General features: G+C 61.3%; 17 protein-coding genes. 6 read left to right on the top strand and 11 right to left on the bottom strand.

Going from position 1 to position 18,602, the window contains the following annotated elements:
• Nucleotide 1: 1 nt before the first annotated feature.
• Together J3P85_RS29460 and J3P85_RS29455 are read right to left on the bottom strand one after the other, a co-directional pair.
• Entirely contained in the window at nt 2-709 is a 708-nt protein-coding gene (locus tag J3P85_RS29460) for an NUDIX hydrolase (protein ID WP_434704398.1), read from the bottom strand.
• A complete protein-coding gene (locus J3P85_RS29455) occupies nt 699-1,256 on the bottom strand; it encodes an adenylyltransferase/cytidyltransferase family protein (RefSeq protein ID WP_434704397.1) in 558 nt (185 codons plus the stop codon). The genes J3P85_RS29460 and J3P85_RS29455 overlap by 11 nt, the downstream gene beginning before the upstream one ends.
• A gap of 179 nt (nt 1,257-1,435) precedes the next feature.
• On the opposite strand from J3P85_RS29455, the gene J3P85_RS29450 reads away from it, so the two are divergent.
• From J3P85_RS29450 to nudK, 4 genes are all read left to right on the top strand, one after another.
• A complete protein-coding gene (locus J3P85_RS29450; protein WP_434704396.1) occupies nt 1,436-2,083 on the top strand; it encodes a nicotinamidase in 648 nt (215 codons plus the stop codon).
• A 9-nt stretch (nt 2,084-2,092) separates the two neighbouring features.
• On the top strand, nt 2,093-3,322 hold the full coding sequence (gene pncB, locus J3P85_RS29445; protein ID WP_250961627.1) for a nicotinate phosphoribosyltransferase: 1,230 nt from the start codon (nt 2,093-2,095) through the stop codon (nt 3,320-3,322).
• A gap of 1 nt (nt 3,323) precedes the next feature.
• The gene (gene nadE / locus J3P85_RS29440; protein ID WP_434704395.1) at nt 3,324-4,157 is read left to right on the top strand and encodes an ammonia-dependent NAD(+) synthetase; all 834 of its coding nucleotides are present in this window, start codon (nt 3,324-3,326) and stop codon (nt 4,155-4,157) included.
• A 251-nt stretch (nt 4,158-4,408) separates the two neighbouring features.
• Nucleotides 4,409-5,005: a GDP-mannose pyrophosphatase NudK gene (nudK, locus tag J3P85_RS29435; protein ID WP_186706474.1), complete on the top strand. Its 597-nt coding sequence runs from the start codon at nt 4,409-4,411 to the stop codon at nt 5,003-5,005.
• A gap of 112 nt (nt 5,006-5,117) precedes the next feature.
• Here the strand turns inward: nudK and J3P85_RS29430 are convergent, their stop codons facing one another.
• Nucleotides 5,118-7,340 (bottom strand): LTA synthase family protein, encoded by a 2,223-nt coding sequence (locus J3P85_RS29430; RefSeq protein ID WP_434706441.1) that lies wholly within the window; start codon nt 7,338-7,340, stop codon nt 5,118-5,120.
• 333 nt (nt 7,341-7,673) lie between these two features.
• Here J3P85_RS29430 and J3P85_RS29425 point away from each other — a divergent pair, with 333 nt between their 5' ends.
• Together J3P85_RS29425 and J3P85_RS29420 are read left to right on the top strand one after the other, a co-directional pair.
• Nucleotides 7,674-8,576 carry a LysR family transcriptional regulator gene (locus J3P85_RS29425; protein ID WP_434704394.1) on the top strand — a complete coding sequence of 301 codons (903 nt, stop codon included), beginning with the start codon at nt 7,674-7,676 and terminating at the stop codon, nt 8,574-8,576.
• A gap of 125 nt (nt 8,577-8,701) precedes the next feature.
• Nucleotides 8,702-9,328: a glutathione S-transferase family protein gene (locus J3P85_RS29420; protein ID WP_434704393.1), complete on the top strand. Its 627-nt coding sequence runs from the start codon at nt 8,702-8,704 to the stop codon at nt 9,326-9,328.
• A gap of 196 nt (nt 9,329-9,524) precedes the next feature.
• Here J3P85_RS29420 and J3P85_RS29415 read toward each other — a convergent pair whose 3' ends face one another.
• The 8 genes from J3P85_RS29415 to J3P85_RS29380 are packed head-to-tail and all read right to left on the bottom strand — an operon-like array spanning nt 9,525 to nt 18,531.
• Nucleotides 9,525-10,655 (bottom strand): glycosyltransferase family 4 protein, encoded by a 1,131-nt coding sequence (locus J3P85_RS29415; RefSeq protein ID WP_434704391.1) that lies wholly within the window; start codon nt 10,653-10,655, stop codon nt 9,525-9,527.
• Entirely contained in the window at nt 10,656-11,786 is a 1,131-nt protein-coding gene (locus J3P85_RS29410) for a glycosyltransferase family 4 protein (RefSeq protein WP_434704390.1), read from the bottom strand. It abuts the gene before it with no gap.
• On the bottom strand, nt 11,777-13,147 hold the full coding sequence (locus tag J3P85_RS29405) for a glycosyltransferase family 4 protein (RefSeq protein WP_434704389.1): 1,371 nt from the start codon (nt 13,145-13,147) through the stop codon (nt 11,777-11,779). Before J3P85_RS29405 ends, J3P85_RS29410 begins: the two co-directional genes overlap by 10 nt.
• A complete protein-coding gene (locus J3P85_RS29400; protein WP_434704388.1) occupies nt 13,144-14,409 on the bottom strand; it encodes an ABC transporter ATP-binding protein in 1,266 nt (421 codons plus the stop codon). Before J3P85_RS29400 ends, J3P85_RS29405 begins: the two co-directional genes overlap by 4 nt.
• A complete protein-coding gene (locus J3P85_RS29395; RefSeq protein ID WP_434704387.1) occupies nt 14,409-15,206 on the bottom strand; it encodes an ABC transporter permease in 798 nt (265 codons plus the stop codon). The genes J3P85_RS29400 and J3P85_RS29395 overlap by 1 nt, the downstream gene beginning before the upstream one ends.
• Complete coding sequence (locus J3P85_RS29390) at nt 15,197-16,648, bottom strand: mannose-1-phosphate guanylyltransferase/mannose-6-phosphate isomerase (RefSeq protein WP_434704386.1); 1,452 nt, start codon at nt 16,646-16,648, stop codon at nt 15,197-15,199. Before J3P85_RS29390 ends, J3P85_RS29395 begins: the two co-directional genes overlap by 10 nt.
• A gap of 3 nt (nt 16,649-16,651) precedes the next feature.
• Nucleotides 16,652-17,620 (bottom strand): GDP-mannose 4,6-dehydratase, encoded by a 969-nt coding sequence (gene gmd, locus J3P85_RS29385; protein WP_434704385.1) that lies wholly within the window; start codon nt 17,618-17,620, stop codon nt 16,652-16,654.
• Entirely contained in the window at nt 17,617-18,531 is a 915-nt protein-coding gene (locus J3P85_RS29380) for a GDP-mannose 4,6-dehydratase (protein ID WP_434704384.1), read from the bottom strand. Before J3P85_RS29380 ends, gmd begins: the two co-directional genes overlap by 4 nt.
• Nucleotides 18,532-18,602 lie beyond the last annotated feature (71 nt).

The following is an 18,602-nucleotide window of genomic DNA, read 5'->3' as shown; positions in this document are numbered from 1 at the left end:
GCTACTCCAGAAAACACCGATCAAAAAGATAAACGCTAGCCGGTTTGAGATTTTCCACCGTGCGTTGCGGGCGTCCGCCGTCGCCAGCTTTTTTGCGGCCGGTTTCCTGCAAATAGCCCGCCTCGGTCATCTTCAGCAAACGCTGGCGCATGCTGGTCTTGAGCACCGGGCGGTCGAGTACTACGGAGAAGATGTTCACCGCTTCCGGCGCGCTGAATTCCGGGCCCAGGAACATCAGCGGCAGGCTGCTGTAGAGGGCTTTGGAAAGCAACCGCTCCTGGACCGCCGCCACCAGGCTGTTGTGATCGAAAGGGAGTTTGATCGAGGCGTTCGCGACGTCCTTGAATGGGAAAAACCCTTGGTGTTCGGCGAGCTGGACCGCTTCGCTGACAATCGCCAGGTAGAACGTCGAGGACGACCAGCAGCGCGGATCGCGGAACGCGTCGCCGACGGTGCCGACCTGTTCGATCCAGGCCAGCGGCATGCCGACCTTGTTTGAATTGCGCAGGCGCTCCACGGCATCGTTCAGCGTGAGGTCTTCGACGTCGCCATTGACCACGATCCCGGGCAGCGCCCAATGGCCGGCGAACGGCTCGGCTTCCCGTCGGTTCAGGAGGATTTCCAGCGCCTGGGTCTCCCGGCAAAAGCGCAGCACACAGAGGTCGATGGTGTGCAGATAACCGCGCGCAGGGGCTGTGCTAGTGGGCATGTCGATTTCCGTGGGTAGCGTAAAGGTCATAGTTTAACGGGTTCATGCCGGGTGCCATCCAGTCGTTGGGAAGCGGCTGGCCCAAGGCCAGGCGTTCGCGAACCCCCGTGCTGCGCACGTGGATCTTTTCCTCCACGCGAAGGATGGAAAATCGCTCCAGCAATTCCTGACCGCGATAGAAGGTCGGCAGCGAATCCGCGACATCCTGGCCCACCACCAACGCGATCCGCTTGCCGTCCAAGGCCAGGCTGTCGGCGAGGTGGGCGAGCAGGGTGTAGCTGTAGATAGCGCCTTCGACGCCACGGGCCACGACTTGCTCCACCCGGCTTGCACGCACTTCGGCGCAACACAGCGGCTGGACGTTCTCGACGATCGATTCCAGCCAGTTCAGGCGCACCTCATAGTCGACCATTTGCTTGCCATAAGGATGCCGGAAGCTGGGGACCACCAGCACGCGCCTGGCCTGGCGTGAGGCCTCGATCATCACTTGGGCGTGGCCGGCGTGAGGGGGATTGAAGGCGCCGCCATACAGGGCAATCTCGAACATGGCTTATTCTCTTTTGGTACATGACATGTACTCTAGCAGCAAAGTCTTTTTGATGGAAACCTGCTTTTTGGGCTCGTCTTCATTAGATAGGAATGAATCATCAAAAATATTTCTCCGAGTGGCTTGTTATGAAAGTACACCTTATGTACTCTCGTGGACATGAAGAGGAGAAACCCAGCATGAACAGCCTGACCCGGAAAACCGCTTCCTTCGATGTCGATGCGCAAAAGAGCTTCACGCCGCTATGCCCCGATGAGCTCCCGGTGCCGGGTGGTGACCAGATTGCCGGTGAGCTGAATTTCATCGCGTCCCTGGCCAGCCTCCGCATCGGCAGCAAGGACGCCCATTCGCCCAAGGCCCCTTGGGTGGTCGCCAATCACGCACAGATGTTCGTGCCGACCGGGCTGGAGCACGCCGACATCACCTGGGTCAGCCACTGCGTTCCCGGCACCGAAGGTTTCGCCTTGCTGGACCAACTGCCGACCCCCTACGACTACGACTATTTCGTCTGGAAGGGCGTCGAGCCGGATTTGCACCCGTACGGCGCCTGCTACCACGACTTGCACGGCAAGCTGTCCACCGGGGTGATCGAGTACCTCAAAGGCCAGGCTGTGGAGCAGGTCATCGTTGGCGGGCTGGCGCTGGATTTCTGCGTCAAGACCACCGCGCTGCAACTGGCCGCCGCTGGCTTCAAGGTGATCGTTCACCTTCCGGCCTGCCGGGCCATCAGTGAGCAGGGGGCCGTTCAAGCCATTGCCGACATGCAGCAAGCGGGCATCTCGGTCGCCGCGACACGCGAAGACATCCTCCGCCTGGCAAACGCATAAGGAATAGACATGGACAGCGCATTCGATACAAACAGCGGCACCATCCAGAGTCTTCTGGATACCGACTACTACACCTTCACCATGATGCAGGCGGTCTTGCACCAGCACCCGAACGTCGAGGTGGAATACCAGTTCATCGTGCGTTCCAAGGAGCGGCTCGGTCACCTGATCCCGGACATTCGTGTCGAACTGGAAAAACTCGCCGGGTTGCAATTGCGCGAGGGAGAGCAGCGGTTTTTGTTCAACAAGCGTTTCCGTGAGTACCTGACACCGGACTTCGAACAGTTTCTCGGCCTGTTTCGCTTCAATTTGCGCTACATCCACGTTTCGGAAGTCGACGGCCAACTGCACATCCGCGTCCGTGGGCCGATGCTGCACTGCATCATGTTCGAGCAACCGGTATTGGCGATGGTCAGCGAACTGCGCAACCGCGAGAAGTACCCCGAAGTCGAGTTGGCCGACGTCACTCGCAAGCTGTACCAAAAGTTCGAATGGCTGGAGAAGCATGCCAGCCGGGAAGAACTCGCCGAGTTTCGCGTTTCAGACTTCTCCACCCGGCGGCGGCTGTCGTTCAGGGCCCAGCGTGAAGTGGTGAACGTCATGCGCAGCGATTTCCCTGGCGTCTTTGTCGGCACCAGTAACGCGCACTTGGCTTACGAGTTCGATCTCCCCCTGATCGGCACCATGGCCCACCAATGGCTGATGGTGCACCAGCAACTCGGGCGTTTGCGCGAGAGCCAGAACGCGGCGTTGGAAAACTGGGTGCGCGAGTATCGCGGCCGGCTCGGTATCGCCTTGACGGACTGCATCAGCACCGATTTTTTTCTCAAGGATTTCGACCTGTACTTTGCCAAGCTCTATGACGGCCTGCGCCAGGATTCCGGTGACCCGATCGTCTGGGCGGACAAGGTGCTGGGGCGTTACCAGGAGCTGGGCATCGACCCGCGCACCAAGGACCTGATGTTCTCCGATGGCCTCAATTTCGAGAAGTGCCTGCCGATCCTGCGTCATGTTCGCGGCAAGGCCAAATTCGGTTTTGGCATGGGCACCAGCCTGGCCTGTGATGTCGACGGTGTCGAACCGCTGAGCATTGTCATGAAACTGGTGCGGGTCCACGGCGAGCCGGTGGTGAAGTTCTCCGACGATCCGATCAAGAACGTCTGCGAGGATGCCTCGTTCCTGCGCTACGCCGCCCAGGTGTTCAACGTCGCCCTGATCAATCCACAAATGGGAGCCTGATATGACTACGCTCGCGCAAGAACGCATTGCCCGGGAACTGGGCATCGACCGCCAACTTACTCGGGGCGGCGAAGCCACTGAGATTGCCCGCCGGGTCGGGTTCATCAAGCAGATCCTGCGCGAGTCGGGCTGCCAGTCCCTGGTGCTGGGGATCAGCGGCGGCGTCGACTCGCTCACCGCCGGCCGCCTATGCCAGTTGGCGGTGGAGCAACTGCGAGGGGAGGACTACGCGGCGCGGTTTATCGCCGTCCGACTGCCGTACAAGGCCCAGGCCGATGAGCAGGACGCCCAGGCTTCCCTGGATTTCATCCGACCGGACGCGATCACCACCAGCAACATCGCCGCGTGTGTCGACGGGCTGATGGACAGTATCGCCATCGACGGCTTGCAGCCTTCGGCCGGACTCACCGACTTTACCAAAGGCAACGCGAAGGCCCGGGCACGGATGCTGGCGCAATACGCCATTGCCAACCTGAGCAACGGATTGGTGGTGGGAACCGATCATGGGGCGGAGGCGGTGATGGGGTTCTTCACCAAGTTTGGCGACGGCGCGTGCGACCTGGCACCGCTGTCCGGGCTGACCAAAACCCAGGTGCGATGGTTGGCGGACGCGATGGGTGCCCCCGCGCACCTGGTGCGCAAGGCGCCGACCGCAGACTTGGAGGACCTGGCACCCGGTAAGTTGGATGAAGTGGCGTATGGCTGTAGCTATGAGGAAATCGATGCGTACCTGATGGGCGAAGAGGTGTCGCCGCAGGCGCGACAGATCATTGAAGGCGCCTACCTCAAGACAGCCCACAAACGAGCATTGCCACGCGTCCCTGCATCGTTGTAATAGGGTTCTAAATGCAATGCCGTTCACTTAAGGCAATCGACCAGCCCGTGGCGAGGGAGCTTGCTCCCGCTGGGCCGCGAAGCGGCCCCAAAACCTGCCCAATGCGGAGCATCAGGCATACCGCCCCCGCCGGTTTACGACTGCTTCGCAGCCGAGCGGGAGCAAGCTCCCTCGCCACAGGTCCATCATTTCTCTTAAGTGAACAGCATTGGGTTCCAAAGGGGACCTTTGACCTTGAACGGAGTGGGTAAATGACACAGGCAATCGGCATCAAGGACCGTGTACGCATCAAGCACGTCGAAGTCCTCTCGGACGACTGGTACGTGCTGCGCAAGACCACCTATGACTACCTCGGTCGCAATGGCCAATGGCGCGAACTGACGCGCGAAACCTATGACCGCGGCAACGGCGCCACCATCCTGCTGTACAGCAAGGCCAAGCAAACGGTGGTGTTGACCCGGCAATTCCGTTTCCCGGCCTTCGTCAACGGGCACGATGACCTGCTGATAGAAACCTGCGCCGGCCTGTTGGACAACGACGATCCGCACACCTGCATCCGCAAGGAAACCCAGGAGGAAACCGGCTATATCATCCAGGACGTGCGCAAGGTGTTCGACGCCTTCATGAGCCCGGGTTCAGTGACTGAGCGGGTGCATTTTTTCGTCGGCGAATATTTTGACGAAGACAAGCAGCACGAAGGCGGTGGCCTGGAAGCCGAAGGCGAGGAGATCGAAGTGTTGGAGCTGTCCCTCGACCAGGCTTTGGGCATGATCGAGACCGGAGAGATTTGCGACGGCAAGACCATCATGCTGTTGCAGTACGCCAAGCTGCATCGGTTGCTGGATTAGCCCCGGGCCTTTTCGCGATAGAGGGGCAGAACGCATTCAAAACCCTGCGATGATCAAGCCGGATCCTGAGCATAAAATGGGCAGCCATGCTCCATGGCTGCGCGTTTTTTGTTCAGCTGGATTGGACCTCGCTGTCTTCCTGCATATCGTCCAGGTATTGCGGCTGGTCCGTCTGGCTTGCCTGATCCGGCAGTTCGGTCACGACGCTGAAGTCGCTGATCTCGATGGCGCCGACCCCATGACCGAGCAGATGGAAGGAAAACGCCTTGCGCTGCTGCGGGTTGTCGAAACTGATGTTCATCACCAGCGGCTGGTCGGGTGTCACCGCCACCTCGGTCGGCAGGTCCATCGGCACATCCTGCTCGAACTCCTTGGCCTTGAGGGAAATGTAGGCAGCATGGTCAGCTTCCACGGCTCGGATGGTCAGGCTGACGCGGGTCTGCGAGCCCTTGGGCATTTCCAGGTATTGGGCACCGATCAGGTTGTCGGCCCAGTCGTCGATGACCTGGGCCGGCAGTGGGATTTTATCGGCGCTGCCGAACTGATAATGCTGGTTCAAGGGCGTGCGCAACAGTGTCTGGTCCAGGGCGGTGGCCCGGGCGCTGATCAATCGGGCGCGCTGGCCGCTGTATTGCCCGCCATAGATGGCGCGGTCGGCGATGAAGCCTTCGCTGGTGTAGTCACGGCAATGCTGGAGGAAATCGCATTCGGTAAACGTGCCCTTGCCATCGTGGTAGCGCAGCTTGCCGTTGGTGAACGACATGATTTCCCGACCCGTCGGGTAGTCCCTGAACATCGAGCGACCGGACAACGATTTGGGCACCGCAAAGCCGAAGTAATCGAGGATCGAGGCGGTCAGGTCCACATGCCCGTAGGTGCCTGACTTGATCCGAGGCAAGGGTTCCGGCGCCAGCGTCAGGTTGAACCCCCAGGACGAGGCCAGCCGCACATCGTCGATGCCATGGGATTCGTCCGAGGTGATGACCACCAGGGTGTTATCCAGGATGCCCTGGCGTTCCAGGCCCGCCAGGAAGTTCGCCAGTGCGTCGTCCAGGTAACCCACCGCCGCCTGCTTGGCCGTGTCGTAGCGTTGCAGGTAGTCGTCCGGCGCGGAGTAGGGTTGGTGCGTGCCCACGGTCAGCAGGGTCAGCATCCAGGGCTTGTCCGCCTGTTGCAGTTGCCCGACGTAGTCCAGCGCGCCTTCGAAGAACGTCTTGTCGTCCTTGCCCCAAGGAAATTCCAGATAAGCGGGGCGTGTGAACCACTCCATGCCCAGGGTCGTGTCGAAGCCGATGTGCGGCATGATCCGGTCCTTGGCCATGAAGCGCAGGCCTGCGCCTTGCAGGAAATGAGTGGAAAAGCCGTTCTGGCGCAACTGGGCCGGCAGGCAGGCTTGGTTGCGCTGGGTCTGGTTGAGCATTTCGACGCCTTTGGGCGTGCCGTCGTCGAGCTTGTCGTAATCGCCACACAGCATCGCGTACAAGCCACGAATGGTCTGGTGGCTGTGCAGGACGTAATCGGGGGTGTTCATGCCGCGCTCGGCCCAGGCGCTGAGGTGTGGCATCAGGTTTTCCTGGTAGCTGCTTCTCAAGGCCTGGCGATTGGCGCTCACATAGGCGCCGGGAATGCCTTCCAGGGCGATAACCAGCACGTTGCGCGCACGCCCCGGTTCGGCCAGCAATTTGCGGCCATCGAGGTCCAGGCGGGTCAGCCCTTCCATGGGCGGGATTGGGTCAACGGTGTCGCCATCGAGCCATTGCCGGGCTTGGTCCTGCCCGGCGGCGATCCCCGCCGTGACGAGTTGGTGGGGCAGGTTGAACACATTCCATTGGTCCGCCTCACTGGGGCGCCAGGCTTGCAGTGCGCCGTGGCTCAGCAAGAGCAACACCGGCACGGCCCAGGCGCGGCGCGGCAAGCGTGGCGCCTGGTGAGGGCGGCAGGTCCATTGGCTCACCAGCCACAACGCCAGTGCTGCCAACTGGATCGCGGCCAGCCACGGATGGGCGAAGCCGCCGCTGGTGGAGTTTTCAACGAACTGCGGGTCGGTCAGGTAATGAATATCCGAAGGACTGGGCATCCGTCCCACCGCGCTGACCAGCTCGATGCTGGCCAGGGTCAATGCGCTCCAGGCCAGTAATACCGGGAATGCCAGCCACCCGGGACGGCGATGGAGCAGCACGATCAACAACCCGCCGATACCCAGGTCCGAGAGATAACCCAGCGGGTCGGACCAACCCAGGGCGAGACGCAGGCCCATGGGGACCATCAATACGCAGCCAATCAGGGCGATGAGCGAGGCGCGGGGATGGGTTGAAGCGCGATAAAGAATATTCACAAGCAGCAGGCCTTTCAGTTGAAGCCAATCCATTGAACAACACACCTACCCTGTGGGAGCGAGCTTGCTCGCGATAGCGTCAGGTCAGCCGTGTTTATAAGGACTGACACACCGCTATCGCGAGCAAGCTCGCTCCCACAGGGGTTCTTTGTTTGGTCATGAAACTGTCATGAAGAGAGATGGTAGCAAGGGCTGTCGCCCCTGGCCGGGCCAATGGCCCGGTGTCCGGCTGCGCTACGCTGTGGTTCACTGGCGCAGGCCCCTACAATGGCCGTGTCGCGCTGCTTTGAGGCGCGCAGAAAACTTGTATCAGGATTTCTCATCGGGGGATGGATGGACAGGTTCCAGGAAATGCAGGTTTTCCTCGCCGTGGCCCAGGCGTCGGGGTTTTCGTCGGCGGCGCGGCGCCTGGGCCTGTCGGCGGCCAGCGTCACGCGGGCGGTGGCGGCGTTGGAGCAACGCATCGGCACGCCACTGCTGGTCCGTACCACTCGCAACGTGTACCTGAGCGAAGCCGGCCAGCGCTTTCTCGAAGACTGTCGGCGGATCCTGAGCGATTTGCAGGAAGCCGAGGATTCGGCGGCTGGCAGTCACGTCCAGCCCCGCGGGCAGTTGACGATTACCGCGCCGGTCCTGTTCGGGCAATTGTTCGTCACGCCGCTGCTGGTGGATTACCTGCACCGATTCCCCGAGGTCAGCATCAACGCTTTGTTGTTGGACCGCACGGTCAGTCTGGTAGAGGAGGGCATCGACGTTGCCCTGCGCATTGGCGAGCTGCCGGACAGCAACCTGCACGCCGTGCGGGTCGGTGAAGTGCGGCGGGTGGTGTGCGGCTCCCCGGATTTCTTCGCGCGCCACGGGCGGCCCCGGCATCCGGATGACCTGGAGCGAATGCCCGTGGTGGCGTCATCGGCCATTGGCCAGGTCAAAAGCTGGACCTTCATCGATTCAGGCCAACCGTTGGCCGTCCGGCCCGTGCCGCGGTTGGTAGTGACGGCCAACCAGGCGGCGATTACCGCCGCTTGCCAGGGACTGGGGATGACGCGAATCCTGTCTTATCAGGTGGCGGGCAACGTGGCCGCCGGTGAGCTGGAAATCGTCCTGGCCGATTTCGAATTGCCGCCGCTGCCGATCCATGTGGTGTACCAAGGCGGGCGCAACGCGCCGGCGCGGGTCCGCAGTTTTGTCGATTTTGTTGTCAGTGCATTGCGCGAACATCCCGCCTTGAGCGGCTGATGCATTGTTTCTCTGGCTGAAACAATGGATTGCATCTGCAGGTGATTCTCTTGTTTTTGCCTTGGGCGGAAGATGACCCCATCGACGCCGTTGTGCTGATGGCGTCACTTCCAGCGGAGTCGACCATGAACCCTATCAAGCACTATCACTTCCCGCTTTCCGGCCATTCCCATCGCGTTCAACTGATGCTGTCGTTACTCGAACTGCCGGTCGAGGAGATCTTTGTCGACTTGGCCAAGGGCGCGCACAAACAGGCGGATTTCCTTGCGCTCAATGCGTTTGGCCAAGTACCGGTCATCGATGATGACGGTGTGGTGCTGGCGGACTCCAACGCGATCCTCGTGTACCTGGCGCACAAATATGGCCAGGGCCGCTGGCTGCCCACCGACCCAGTCGGTGCCGCGCGGGTGCAGCGCTGGTTGTCGGCGGCGGCCGGGCCGATCCATGCGGGGCCGGCCACGGCGCGGCTGATCACGGTGTTTGGCGCGGCCTACAACGCTGAGGACGTGATTGCCCGGTCCCACACTGTGTTGAACGTCATTGATCAAGAATTGAGCGACCGTGCTTTTCTGGCGGGTGATGCTGTGACCGTCGCGGACATCGCCGGCTACAGCTACATCGCCCATGCACCGGAAGGCAATGTGTCGTTGGAGGACTACGCCCATGTGCGGGCCTGGCTGGCGCGGATCGAAGCCTTGCCCGGGTTCGTGGGCATGCCGCGTACGGTTGTCGGGTTGCAAAAGCACGCCTGAAACGACAAGTAGGTAACCTTGTGGCGAGGGAGCTTGCTCCCGCTGGGTTGCGAAGCAACCCCTTGAAAAGGGCGCGCGGTGTGCCTGGCATGGCTGCGGTGTCGGTTCTGGGGCTGCTGCGCAGCCCAGCGGGAGCAAGCTCCCTCGCCACAGAGTGGGTCATGTCCCGGTAAAAGACACGGATCCAGTTGGGGGATCAGGCGTAGGAAAGCGCCTTTTCCTCCAGTAGTTCCTCATACAACTGCACCCACTTGCGGCCCATCTCTTCGGACGTGAACAACTGGCGGTAACGGGCTTCGGCCCTGGCACCCATTACCTGGGCCTGCGCCGGGTTTTCCCACAGGGTACGCATCGCCTCGCGGAAGGCCTCTGGGTTGCTCGGTGGCACCACCAGGCCGGTTTCGTCGTGGATGTTGATGTAGCTGGTGCCGGTGCCGATTTCGCTGCAGATCATCGGCTTGCCGAACATCGCGCCTTCAAGCAGTGAAATGCCAAAGGCTTCAGAGCGCAAATGCGAAGGGAATACGATGGCATAACTCAGTTCCAGCAATGCAACCTTGTCTTCGTCCCCGAGGCGGCCGAGGAAATGCAAATTGCGCAAGCCCAGTGCCGCGGCTTGGGCATGCAGTTGTTTTTCCAGGGGCCCGGCGCCCACGATGACCACGGGGTAATCCACGCCTTTGAGGGCGTCGAGCAGAATGTGCAGGCCTTTGTAATAACGCATCACCCCCACGAACAAAAAGAACCGCTCACCCAGTTTTGCCTTCCATCCCACCATGCGCTCGGCATCAGGCTGTGGATAACTCGTCTTGTTCAGGCCGTAGGTGATAATCCGGGTCTTGGCGCTGTATTCCTTGAGCACATCGCTGGTATGCACATAGTTAGGCGAGGCCGCGACGATGCGATCGGCGCCGTCCAGGAAACGTTTCATCAGCGGCCGATAAAGCTTGAGCAATTGCCGCTGGCGAACAATGTCCGAATGGTAGGTTACGACGTAGGGCTTTTTCACGGCACTGAAAAAGTGCACCAGGTCCATGAACGGCCAAGGAAAGTGGAAATTAATGATGTCCGCTTCGGCGGCCAGCTCACGGAATTTCTTGAAAACGCTGTAGGAGAAACCCGTGGACGCCAGTTGGAAGTCCATTCGGGCTTGATGGACGACATGCTGTCGAAGCTGGATCGGACCCGGTGCGGGATGTTCGCTCAACGTGAGCACGGTGTTATCGATACCCAGTTGGTCACTGCTGTCGCACAGCTGGAAAATGACCTGTGCGATACCGCCCATGGAGTCAGTCAAATAACTTTTGTAAAAGTGCAGGACTCGCATTCAACCTCCCAAGACCTGGCGATACGCGTGGGCAGTGACCTTTGCACAGCGCTCCCAGGAAAACAGCGCTGCCTGTTGTAAGCCTGCTTCCCGACACGCCTGCCAGTGCGGGCGATCCTCAATCAACCGCTGCATGGCGTCGCGCATGCCTTGTGGATCGTCGGGCTCGCAATAAATGCCCGCCGCCCCGGCCACTTCCGGCATCGCCGAGCAGCGGGTGGTCATCACCGGCGTGCCGCTGGCCATGGCTTCAAGCACCGGTAGGCCAAAGCCTTCGTAGTACGACGGGAAAACCAATGCCCGTGCCCCCGCCAACAACTGGGCGACGTGTTCGTCAGGCAGGTAACCCGCCAGACAGACATGACCATCAGCCAGGGCGCGTTTCAACTCATCATTGAGCTGTGCCTGTTGCCATCCGCTCATTCCTACAATGAACAAAGGAAAAGCCTGACGTATGGACTCAGGAAGCCCGGCATGGGCGCGCAAGGCCAATGACAGGTTCTTGCGTGGCTCCAGGGTGCCGACACAGAGAAAATATCGGCCGTGCTCCAGCCCATGGGCCTTGAGCACGCTGTCGATCGCTTCCGGTTCGCGCGGGTGGAAACGTGCCGCCACCCCAAGCGGCGCGACCCGCAGGCGCTCGGCGGGAACGCCGAAATATTGCTGGGCTTCATCGGCGATGAATTGCGAGTCGGTCAGAATCAATTGGGCCTGTTCCACTGCGCGGCTGAGCCGTCGCTCGATTTCCTTCAGGCGTGCCGGTGGCTGCGTCTCGGGGTAGCGCAGGTGCGTGAGGTCATGAAGGGTGATCACCGTCGGCCCTTCGAAAGCCAACGGCCACAGGCTGGGTTCGTGATACAGGTCGATAGCCTTTGAACGGCCTTGATCGAAGCGTTTCTGCTCCAGCCAGCGCCGCGCCTGATAGGCCCCCGGAACCCGTCGCAGCAACGGGCTCAGCTTGGAATAGCCTGGCCTGGCTGTTGGTGGCAACTGCGGGCTCCAGCCCCAACCGTGGAACAGCGACAGCTGGACGTCCGGCTCCCGCGCCAAGGCAGTCGCCAGTTCCGCTACGTAGTGGCCGATGCCGGTGCGGGGCGCCTGGAGAATGCGTGCGTTGAGGGCTATCCGCATGTTGTTTCCCTGCCGACGATCGTTGCACCAATAATGTGGCCCTCGATTCGCTCCACCAATTGCGCACTGGCCTGGCGCCAGCTCAGCCATTGCCATTGATCCAGATTGCGCTTGGCCGGGAATAGCCCGGTGTGTTCCATGTCGATGACCAGGTTCGCCAGGCTTTGGGGATCGTCGAGATCGAAATAGGCCATGAACTCTCCGCCGATTTCCCGAAACACTGCAATGTCGCTGCCCATCGCTGGCAAGCCGCGTTGCATGGCCTCTACCAATGGCAGGCCGAAACCCTCCACATAGGACGGGAACACCAGCGCAGTGGCGTGTCGGTAGGCGTGTTCCAGGCTTTGGTCCGCCAGGTTGTTGAACATGAACAGGCGGCTGTCGAGCTGCGGATGGCGTTGAATGCGCTCGATCAGGGCTTCGCATTTCCAGCCGATCTTGCCGACGATGCAGAGCCGCGCTTGTGAACCGGCGGCCCAGGCCCGCTCGAATGCATCGATCAGGTAGGCGTGGTTTTTCCGCGGCTCGATGGTGCTGACCATCAAGAACACTGGCTCGGGGCGCTTGAACAGCCGCAGCAAGTCCGGGTCGACGGCCTGAGTGGCGTCAACCAGGTCCAGTTCGCTGCCTAGATGGAAATAGTCGAACCAGCGCTTGCGCACCTCTTGCTCGCCAATGCGCCGGACCATTTCCTGGCGAAGCTGGTCGCGGATGGTGGTGGAGATGGCGACGTAGCCGTCGGCGGTGCGGGCGATCCAGTCGAACCAATGGTTGAACACCTTGACCAGTCCGGCGTCGCAGAATTGCGGATGGGTCAGGGGAATCAGGTCGTAGACCACTGAGATGATCCCGACGCCATCACGCTTGAGCTGTTCGGCCAGGGGGAAGAAACCTGAGTGCCAGGAAGAGTCCAGCAACACCAGTTGATCGCCGGCCCGATGTGCCAGCGGTACGCTGCGTGCCGGGACTGGCTTGCGTGTGAGGAGACGATCGAGGATTCGAATGGGGAGGCTCAAGCACGCCAGGGCAAACAGTCGGCAAGCGATGTACAAGAAGCGGCGAGCCCAGATCGACTGGCTGAAGGGGCGCCGTTGTTCGAGGGTCCGCTGCCTGAGCCAGAACAGGTTGGCGAACTGTACCAGCCGTGCTCGCAGATTGGCCAGATCCAGTCCGTTCGTGGGCAGAGGGGCCAGGCTTTTCACTTCGTACAGCTTGCCCTGCAGCATCACCACGGGAATGCATTCGCGCTCCCGATCCTTGGCCGGCAATTCACGAATGACGTTGCGCACCACTCGCTGGATGCCGGAGTTGTCATTCGGGTGGTCGTATACGTAGGTGCAATCCACCAACAGACGGCTCATGGCAACTCCTTTTGCGGCACCGCCTCGACGGCCGTCTGGCTCGAACGCTGGATACTGGTCCGGGCCTGGAGCCAGGAACAGCCGACGAAATCTTCCTGGCGATTATTGATCACGTGGAACACCAATCCGTAGTCGCGCCATTCGAAATTACGGTCCAGGTGCGAGTCCAGCCGCGACAGGCTGAGCGCGACGGAGTAATTGCCCTTGCCCAGGCGCATGTCGAAACTGAAACGGAAGGTAATCTGTTCGCCGGCCTTGAGGTCGGTCACGGCCTTGTCCTGGCGATGGGTGTTGATGCCGTACATGGGCTGGCCAAGGCGGTCCTTGATCAGAAAGCCCAATACCAGCCGCTCGATGTCTTGGCGGATTTCAACCCGCACTTGCAACACCATCGGCTGGCCGATCTCGGCCACTTCCACCGATTGCCCCTGGTTGTTGAGCAACTGCACATCGACGATGCCGGCCTCGCCGGTGCCGGAAATGGTCCGTACCTGACCGTTGGCGAGCATTTCCTGGCGGACCACTTGGCCTTCGCGCTGGGCCAGCATCGCATTGTAGTAATCCATCACCTCTTCCGGCTTGCCGCGCATGGCCATGCGCCCGTGTTCGAGCAGGATCGCGGTGTCGCAGATCGACTGGATCGCCGAGCGATCATGGGACACGATCAGCAGCGTGGTGCCGGCCTTGCGGAAGCTGCGGATGCGCTCGAAGCTCTTGTGCTGGAAGTAGGCATCGCCCACCGACAGCGCTTCGTCGACGATCAGGATGTCCGGGCGCCGGGCGGTGGCGACACTGAACGCCAAGCGCATCTGCATGCCGCTGGAATAGGTGCGTACCGGCTGGTCGATGGCCTCGCCGATTTCGGCGAAGCCCTCTATCTCGGGCATCAGGGCTTCGATTTCCTCCACCTGCATACCCAGCAACTGACCGGCCATGAACGCGTTCTGGCGACCGGTGAAGTCCGGATGAAAGCCCATGCCCAGTTCCAGCAACGCGGCAACGCGGCCTTGTAGCTGGATGTGACCGCAGGTGGGTTGGGTGGTGCCGGTGATCATCTTGAGCAACGTACTTTTGCCGGCGCCGTTGACCCCGACGATGCCGACGGCTTCCCCGGGCTGGATCTCGAAATCCACACCCTGGAGGATCCAGTGCAGTTGATGGCGCTGGCGGGAAAAGGGAACCAACCACTCCAGCAGCCGGCTCCAGCGGTTCGGATACTGCTTGTAGGCCTTGCCCAGGCCGGTGACACGCAAATGTCCCATCAGAGTTCATCCACCATTTCACCGCCGCGCCGGCGAAACATGCGCAAGCCCAATACGCACAACAGCAGGGCGAGCACCAGCAACGGCACCAGCGAACTCCAGACCGGCCACTGGTTATAGAGGAACAGGTTCTGGTAACTCTGCATCAGGGCGGTCATGGGGTTGAAAGCGAGCAGTTGCTGGATCGACGGCGGCAGGATCGACATCGGGTAGACGATCGGCGTGAGCCAGAACCAGAATTGCAGGCAAATGCCGAACAGTTGCCCGACATCGCGGAAAAACACATTGAGGATCCCCAGCAGCATGCCCAGCCCGGCGGCGAACATCACTTGCAGGGCCAGCAGCGGCACCAGCGCCAGCAAGGTCATGCCTGGCCAGCGTCCGGTGATCAACAGGAAACCGAGAAACAGCCCAAGGATGATCGCGAAGTTGATGCCCGCGTTGAAGAGCACGATCACCGGCAGGCAGATCCGGGGGAAGCTGATCTTTTTCAGCAGGTTGGCGTTTTCCAGGAACATGCCCTGGCTGCGGGTGGTGATCTCCGCGAACAAGCCCCAGGTCAGCAGCCCGGCGCAGAGGTAGACGCTGTAGGCCATGCCGTCTTCCACCCCGGGCAGGCGGGCACGCATGATGTGGGAAAAAATCACCGTGTAGACGAGGATCATCGACAACGGGTTGAGCACCGTCCACAACGCGCCGAACAACGAGTTGCGATACCGCGCCTGGAACTCGCGCTTGACGCTGCCCAGGACGAAGCCGCGGTAATTCCACAGGGAGTGGGGCAAGCTCAGCAACATGCGTCGACCCTGCCGTAGTGGTCTTCGAAGCGAACGATGTCGTCTTCCCCCAGATATTCGCCACTTTGCACTTCGATGATCACCAGATCGATCACGCCGGGATTCTCCAGGCGATGCTTGTGTCCGGCCGGGATGAAGGTCGATTCATTCTTGGCGACCAAGTGCGAACCCGAGCCATTGTTGGTGACCTTGGCCATGCCTTCGACCACCACCCAGTGTTCGTTGCGATGGTGGTGCATTTGCAGCGACAGCGACGCGCCAGGCTTGACCACGATGCGCTTGATCTTGAAGCGTGGCCCTTCTTCGAGCACGGTATAACTGCCCCATGGGCGGCTGACCGTGCGATGCAGGCGATAGGCTTCGTGCGCCTTGTCCTTGAGTTGCCGGGCGACGCGGCGCACATCCTGGGCGCGGTCGGCATGGGCCACCAGCACGGCGTCGGCGGTGTCGATGATGATCAGGTTTTCCACGCCCAGGGCCGCCACCAGACGGCCTTCGCTCTGGACGAAGTTGTGCTGGCTGTCGATGAACAGGGCCTCGCCGGTGGCGCGGTTGTTCTGCGCGTCGGCGGGCACCAGGCCGGCGACGGCGCTCCAGGAGCCGATATCGCTCCAATCGAATGTGGCCGGGATCACCACGACATTGGCGGAGCGCTCCATCAGGGCATAGTCGATGGAGATGTCTGGCATGTCGGCGAAATGCACCGCGGACAATTCCTGCTGCACGCACCCTGAGGTTTCCACCGCCGTGCTGGCCGTGACACAGGCGCGCGCCTGTTCCAGCAGCTCGGGGGCGTGGGCTTGCAACTCCGCCAAGAGGGTCTTGACCGAGAAGCAGAACATCCCTGAGTTCCACAAGAAACGGCCGCTTTCCAGATACTGCGTAGCGGTCGGCAAGTCGGGCTTTTCGACGAAGCGAACGACCTTGGCTGCGCCCTTGGTGTCCAGCGGCAGGCCCCGTTCGATATAGCCGAATCCGGTTTCCGGCGCCGAGGGCAGCACGCCGAAGGTCACCAGGTGACCACTCTTGGCCAGTTCCACGGCGTGCGCCACCGATGCCTGAAACGCCGCCTCGTCCTGGATCAGGTGATCGGCCGGCATGACCACCAGGATCGCCTCGTCACCATGCAACGCCTGAATGGCGAGGGTGGCCGTGGCAATGGCCGGCGCGGTGTTGCGGCCCGTGGGTTCGAGGACGAAGTGACCACGGTGACGCTCCAGGTGAGCACTTTGATAGTGATCGCGGCTCTGGAAATAGTATTCGCGATTGGTGACCGTGACGATATCGCCCCGGCCATCGAACAACCCCGCGGCACGCCGGTAGGTTTTGCCCAGCAACGATTGGCCGTCGGGCAAGCGCATGAAAGGCTTGGGATGACCCTCGCGGGACACCGGCCACAACCTCGTCCCGGCTCCGCCGGAGAGAATCACAGGAATGAGCATGGCCTACTCCTTGGCGACGCGTTTCATGTCCGCATCCATCATCATGCGGATCAGGGTGTCGAGGTCAGTCCGGGGCTTCCAGCCCAGGACCCGTTGGGCCTTGGCCGGGTTGCCGAGCAACACCTCGACTTCGGCCGGGCGGAAAAACGCCGGGTCGATCTTGACGAAGTCACGGTAGTCCAGCCCCACATGTTCGAAAGCGATCCTGCACATCTCGCGCACGGTGGTGGTGACGCCAGTGGCCACTACGTAATCGTCGGGGGTGTCTTGTTGCAACATCAGCCACATGGCCTCGACGTAATCGCCGGCAAAGCCCCAATCGCGCTTGGCGTCGATATTGCCCAGGCGCAACTCCTGCTGCTTGCCCTGCTTGATACGCGCGGCGGCGTCGGTGACCTTGCGGGTCACGAACTCGATGCCGCGCAGCGGTGATTCGTGGTTGAACAGGATGCCGCTGCTGGCATGCAGGCCGAAGCTTTCCCGGTAATTGACGGTGATCCAGTGGCCGTACAGTTTCGCGACGCCATAGGGACTGCGTGGGTAAAACGGGGTGTGCTCGTCCTGTTGCTCGGCCTGGATCAGGCCGAACATTTCGCTGGTGGAGGCCTGGTAGAAACGGGTCTGCGTACGGAACTGGCGAATGGCTTCGAGCAGATGGGTGACCCCCAGCCCGTCGACGATGCCGGTGGTCACCGGTTGGTCCCAGGAGGCCGCGACGAAACTTTGCGCGGCCAGGTTATACACCTCGTCCGGCGCCGACTTGATCACGGCCCGCTGCACCGAGCAGGCGTCGGCCATGTCACCGTCCAAGTAGACGATGTCTTGTTCGATGCCCATCTCTCGCAGCCGCCAGCGCGAGTCGCTGCTGCGTCGCGCCACCAGACCGTGGACTTTGTAACCCTTGTCGAGCAGCAACTTGGCCAGATACGCGCCGTCCTGGCCGGTGATCCCTGTGATCAATGCACTTTTCATTCTTGTCGTACCCGTATCTCCCAGTCGGACAGGATCGCCCGCAAGGATTGTTGTGTTGTTGTTTCGGGCGTCCATCCGGTGGCCTGTCGTAGCTTGGCAGGGCTACCACAGACGCGACGCTGTTCTGCACGGCGAAGACGCGCAGGGTCCTGGATCAGTTGCACATCGACCTGGGCGATATCGCCCAGTTGTTCGATCAGGCTGCGAATGCTCTGCTCGCGACCCGAACAGATGTTGTAGACCTGCCCCGGGGCGCCTTTTTCCAGCAGGCTCAGGTAGGCCGAAATCACATCGCCGACATCGAGGAAGTCGCGGGTCACGTCGATATCGCCCACCTGCAACCGGGCCGGTTGCAGGCCCAGCTTGATCCGGCTGATTTGCCGGGCGGCGCTGGCAATGACGAAGCTGTCCTTCTGGCCGGGGCCGATGTGATTGAACGGGCGAGCCACCAGCACCGGCCAGCCTTCGCTCATGCCCCATTGCAGGCTCAGCAGTTCGGCCGACAGCTTGCTCACGGCGTACGGGTTGCGCGGGGCGGGTGCTTGCAGTTCGGTAATCGGCAGCCGGTCTTCGCTGACCTGACCATAGACGTCACCGGAGCTGACATACAGGAACGTGCCGGTGAACCCCCGGGCCTTGAGGGCCTGAAGCAGGTTCAAGGTGCCCAACAGGTTGATGTTCAGGGTGCGTGCCGGGTCGCGGAAGGCTTCAGGGACAAAGGTCTGGCCCGCCAGGTGGATCACGGCGTCGGGAACCTCGGGCCAGAGGCCCTCCAGGGTCTTGGCATCCGTCAGGTCGTAGCGCGCGGCGACAGGCATCACCTGCCAGGCCGAATCATGACCGCTCAGTCGAAATCCGAGGTGACGTCCAACGAAACCGCTGAGGCCCGTAACGAACAGACGTTTTTTCAAGCACCAGCCCCCTTGACGGTGACCTCGTCTATCGCGAATTGAGTAGGAAATTTCCGTAAGATCGGGGAAAT

The organism is Pseudomonas sp. Z1-12, assembly GCF_051132015.1.
Classification (GTDB): domain Bacteria; phylum Pseudomonadota; class Gammaproteobacteria; order Pseudomonadales; family Pseudomonadaceae; genus Aquipseudomonas; species Aquipseudomonas zanjanensis.
This window is presented reverse-complemented; position numbering and strand designations above follow the sequence as displayed.

Bases quoted from the DNA above. Each gene is read 5' to 3' on its own strand.
- J3P85_RS29425 (WP_434704394.1), top strand. From the start codon at position 7,674: ATGGACAGGTTCCAGGAAATGCAGGTTTTCCTCGCCGTGGCCCAGGCG.
- J3P85_RS29455 (WP_434704397.1), bottom strand. From the start codon at position 1,256: ATGTTCGAGATTGCCCTGTATGGCGGCGCCTTCAATCCCCCTCACGCC.
- J3P85_RS29420 (WP_434704393.1), top strand. From the start codon at position 8,702: ATGAACCCTATCAAGCACTATCACTTCCCGCTTTCCGGCCATTCCCAT.
- gmd (WP_434704385.1), bottom strand. From the start codon at position 17,620: ATGAAAAGTGCATTGATCACAGGGATCACCGGCCAGGACGGCGCGTAT.
- J3P85_RS29460 (WP_434704398.1), bottom strand. From the start codon at position 709: ATGCCCACTAGCACAGCCCCTGCGCGCGGTTATCTGCACACCATCGAC.
- J3P85_RS29405 (WP_434704389.1), bottom strand. From the start codon at position 13,147: ATGAGCCGTCTGTTGGTGGATTGCACCTACGTATACGACCACCCGAAT.
- J3P85_RS29390 (WP_434704386.1), bottom strand. From the start codon at position 16,648: ATGCTCATTCCTGTGATTCTCTCCGGCGGAGCCGGGACGAGGTTGTGG.
- J3P85_RS29410 (WP_434704390.1), bottom strand. From the start codon at position 11,786: ATGCGGATAGCCCTCAACGCACGCATTCTCCAGGCGCCCCGCACCGGC.
- nudK (WP_186706474.1), top strand. From the start codon at position 4,409: ATGACACAGGCAATCGGCATCAAGGACCGTGTACGCATCAAGCACGTC.
- J3P85_RS29400 (WP_434704388.1), bottom strand. From the start codon at position 14,409: ATGGGACATTTGCGTGTCACCGGCCTGGGCAAGGCCTACAAGCAGTAT.
- J3P85_RS29415 (WP_434704391.1), bottom strand. From the start codon at position 10,655: ATGCGAGTCCTGCACTTTTACAAAAGTTATTTGACTGACTCCATGGGC.
- J3P85_RS29395 (WP_434704387.1), bottom strand. From the start codon at position 15,206: ATGTTGCTGAGCTTGCCCCACTCCCTGTGGAATTACCGCGGCTTCGTC.
- nadE (WP_434704395.1), top strand. From the start codon at position 3,324: ATGACTACGCTCGCGCAAGAACGCATTGCCCGGGAACTGGGCATCGAC.
- J3P85_RS29450 (WP_434704396.1), top strand. From the start codon at position 1,436: ATGAACAGCCTGACCCGGAAAACCGCTTCCTTCGATGTCGATGCGCAA.
- pncB (WP_250961627.1), top strand. From the start codon at position 2,093: ATGGACAGCGCATTCGATACAAACAGCGGCACCATCCAGAGTCTTCTG.